Annotated in this window: 4 protein-coding genes; 2 read left to right on the forward strand and 2 right to left on the reverse strand. The window is 47.2% G+C overall.

Going from position 1 to position 3488, the window contains the following annotated elements:
* Positions 1–492: 492 nt before the first annotated feature.
* Together DP117_RS33760 and DP117_RS33765 are read right to left on the reverse strand one after the other, a co-directional pair.
* A complete protein-coding gene (locus DP117_RS33760) occupies positions 493–1752 on the reverse strand; it encodes an MFS transporter (RefSeq protein WP_169222516.1) in 1260 nt (419 codons plus the stop codon).
* Positions 1753–1868: 116 nt separating this feature from the next.
* Positions 1869–2054: a hypothetical protein gene (locus DP117_RS33765; protein ID WP_169222513.1), complete on the reverse strand. Its 186-nt coding sequence runs from the start codon at positions 2052–2054 to the stop codon at positions 1869–1871.
* Positions 2055–2317: 263 nt separating this feature from the next.
* On the opposite strand from DP117_RS33765, the gene DP117_RS33770 reads away from it, so the two are divergent.
* Together DP117_RS33770 and DP117_RS36795 are read left to right on the forward strand one after the other, a co-directional pair.
* Positions 2318–2494, forward strand: a complete 177-nt coding sequence (locus DP117_RS33770; RefSeq protein ID WP_169222514.1) for a hypothetical protein — start codon at positions 2318–2320, stop codon at positions 2492–2494.
* A gap of 714 nt (positions 2495–3208) precedes the next feature.
* Complete coding sequence (locus DP117_RS36795) at positions 3209–3403, forward strand: reverse transcriptase N-terminal domain-containing protein (RefSeq protein WP_339381152.1); 195 nt, start codon at positions 3209–3211, stop codon at positions 3401–3403.
* The last annotated feature ends 85 nt before the right edge of the window (positions 3404–3488 follow it).

Below are 3488 nucleotides of genomic sequence, written 5' to 3' on the forward strand. Positions count from 1 at the left end.
GCTTAGAGCTTTTCTTAGTGCCATTCCCTTCATAATCGAGTCCTCCCCGACAAGTATCGCATCATCGACCAGATCGCGCATATCCTCAAGAGCTTCCGGAATAGGTATTCGCACTCCGATGCCATAGCAATCGTTTGGATTCGCTCGTGCACGATCAACTGCTCTGTTCACCACGACTTGACCATCGCAGGTGCGCCTGCGGCTTGTATAGCGATCATCCTCGTATTTGGGCTGCGGGCTTTAATGACTCGAGCGACCCCGTTGAACAATGCGCCATTCCCTAAAGCAACAAGGAGTACATCCAAGCACATTGGAAATTTAAGTAACTCGAATCTCATAGTGCCTGCACCTTCTAGCGTCTCAATATCGAGGCTATCCTCGACGATGTGCTTTGATACGCTATGCTGATGACTGGCTGCTGTTAACTAATGGCGGTAAAGCGGAAGCATTGCGTTTACGTGAATTTCGTGATCTGCACTTTAATAGAGGAAACTACTTAATGTGAGACCCGGCTGCGCGTAGATTTAGACGAACCTGGTCACGGAAGGCAGAGAACTGCTGCATAAAGAGGAGTGAGCCCACAATACAGATACTGGCACCGAGGATGACAGTATTGGCAGCACCAATACTACTTGCCAGTGCGCCGGCAAGCAGGTTGCCTATGGGTACCGCGCCTGTAGATGCTATGACGTAAAGTCCCGTGATCTGCCCACGCTTCTCGTCGAGAACCAACAACTGGAGCACCGTGCGACCGGAAATTATCTGCAAAATAAAGCCGAAACCACTCACCACCAGCGAGAGTAGGGAAAGCCATAACACGTCGGACAGGGCGAAAACGATCAGGCTCACCCCCATGAGGGCTGTCCCGAATGCCAAGAATTTCTCTAACCCGAACACGCTCTTGTGTCGACTCAAGTAGATACTGCCAGCCAACGTTCCCACGCCTGAAGCTGCCATCAGGAAGCCGAACGTATTGGGTCCGCCATGCAGAACCTCCGTGGCAAAAATGGGTCCCAAGGTTATATAAAACCCCCATACACAGCAGACTAAAGCCGTTCCGATCAAGACCGACCAGAACGGCAGAAAACCAAAAGCGTAGATGAAGCTGGTTCTCAATTCTTCTAAAGGTTTCCGCGTGGAAATGATGAGTTTTTTGGGGGCAAGCCGCATCCCGAGGAGGGCAATAATTATAGTGACGTAACTGATACTATCGATCAGAAAACAAATGCCCGATCCAACCACCGCATTCAACACGCCCGCAACCGCCGCTCCAAGCATACTCGAAACGCTGACAAGGGTGGAGTACAAGGCAATCGCATTGCCGAGATTTTCCTTGCCGACTGTTTCTGGTAAAAATGCCTGCCGGGTCGGAATATCAAAGGCGTTAATTATCCCTTGCAGCAAAGAAAGAAGCGTAATGTGCCAGATGTTAATAGTATCGTTCAGGGCTAGCCACGTCAGGGTTAAAGACTTAAGCATCCCTAGAATTTGGGTGACAATCAGGATGCGGTGGCGATTCCAACGATCTGTGACGATTCCACCCAGAGGAATCAAAACAAAAGTGGGAATTTGGGTTGCAAAGCCCACCAGACCTAGCAACCAGGAGGAACTGGTGAGGTGATACACAAGCCAAGTAATAGCCACTTGGGTCATTGACGTACCAATTAAGGAAATTCCCTGACTTATAGAGTACAGCAAAAATTTTCTGGAACGAAAAGCACGAAGCATGGCCTCTGTCGTGAATGTCATCATCAAATCCAATATCGCTCTTCCATCACTTTGCTGAGAGAAAAATCAAAGGCAAAATCACCAAACCCAGACACTGTTAGGAGTTTGGACTTTAATTTCTCACACAAAGCCTGAAACATTTATTCTTGCCTAAAGCCTTTCGCTGCAAGAGTTTCAGAATATTCTTTGGAGAGCGTTAGGTATCCACGTATCCAGTTCTTCTCCATTAAACAAATGGATATCTTGACATCCTCTCCCGCCTGAAGTCGGGAGATTCCCGAAACAGATGGATAGGTTCCTAATTCATCGACCCAGCTTACTACCAATTGTCCTTTCGGCAATATCTAAACCGAATGACCGCACAAAAGTACCAATCATCTAGCCTAGTTCAATTGATACCAGAGGCCCTGGTCTTCCATTGCGCGTTTTCCCATGCATTGGGAGGTTCATCGGTGCCCCCGATTACCAAGCGAGTTTTAAAGTTTTTTGCTTTTCTGGTTTGTCTAACGCTAGTTAGCACAGCTATGTTTTATGAGGTTTTCGCTACCCTACTTTTTGCCTTGAGCAGGCTTTCCGGTTCAAGGAGCCAATGCAAGCCACCACCGTGGGAATTCCAACCATCAATACAATACAGCACTTTGCTCTAACAAATCAATTAAGAAAAGCCGCCCTCAAAGGGCGGGGCTTTAAACCCAATTTTTCGGTAACCGTTGGTGCGATTCGTTCAAGTCGAAATCTGAAAGGGGGGATGACTGGCAATGGTTGAGTAACCCAAGCCTGGGTAGAGTTCGCACTTTCATCCTCAACCAATGACAACTCATTATCCATGTAGGTGAGGACATCTAGCCAAGCTAACAAGCAAAGAAAGCTAGAGGAATTGGGAAAAGATTGAGATTCAATAACTCAAATTATAACCTAAACCAAAATACACCAAGTCCTACTATCTCGGTGCGAGATTAAAAGCACACAAACTACCAGACGGCTGGTAGCCCCTACATCTAAGACTGACTATCAACGATGTAAAGCGGGGGTGAAAGCAGGAATAGGTGGTAATAGCTGAAACCACCTACTGCAAGCAAGAGTTTATGGGCAGAACAAACTAAGTGTCGTACGAACCATCGTTATACGATGCCAAGGGAAATAAGCTTGTAGGAAATATCTTACCTCTTGGGTCGGAAATAACCGACAAGGGTATCAGGACTATCAGGATTCAACGACCGAGATAGTGCACCTCCTAGAACCCCGGTGGAGAGACACGCCCTAAAGACTCAATCAATGGAAAATGGGAACGAAGTAACTCCCTCGTATGCTCCTGTGAAATACAGGTAGGTGTCAAACCATAAGCAACAAGGGGGTGGGATGGTTCAAGAAGCTAATGCCCAACCCGAAATGACGGGTAATGTCTGAAAAGGGATGGTGTAATTACCGGGATAAGCAGACGTGAGCCGCAGTGTGGGAAAGCATTCAGGAGTTAATAGCTGTGGAGAAGCCTAATTCGGATTTAGAAATAAAGACCGAGGGATGGAAACAAATCAATTGGGTGAAAACCGAAAGATATGTTTTTAAGCTGCAAAAACGCATTTATGCTGCTTCCCGCCGTGGCGATGTCAAGCAAGTCCGCAAACTCCAGGTGCAACATGAAGTCGCCTACTACGCGCCAAAGTGCGTCATATGACTGAGGGGCAGTCCCCTCCTCTTAATCCCTCTTAAGCTGAACTTCCCCCGGTGCAAATGTACTAAATAGTCTGAAAAAGCTTGTA

Origin of the sequence: Brasilonema sp. UFV-L1, from assembly GCF_012912105.1 — a bacterium.
In the GTDB taxonomy this organism is placed as follows: domain Bacteria; phylum Cyanobacteriota; class Cyanobacteriia; order Cyanobacteriales; family Nostocaceae; genus Brasilonema.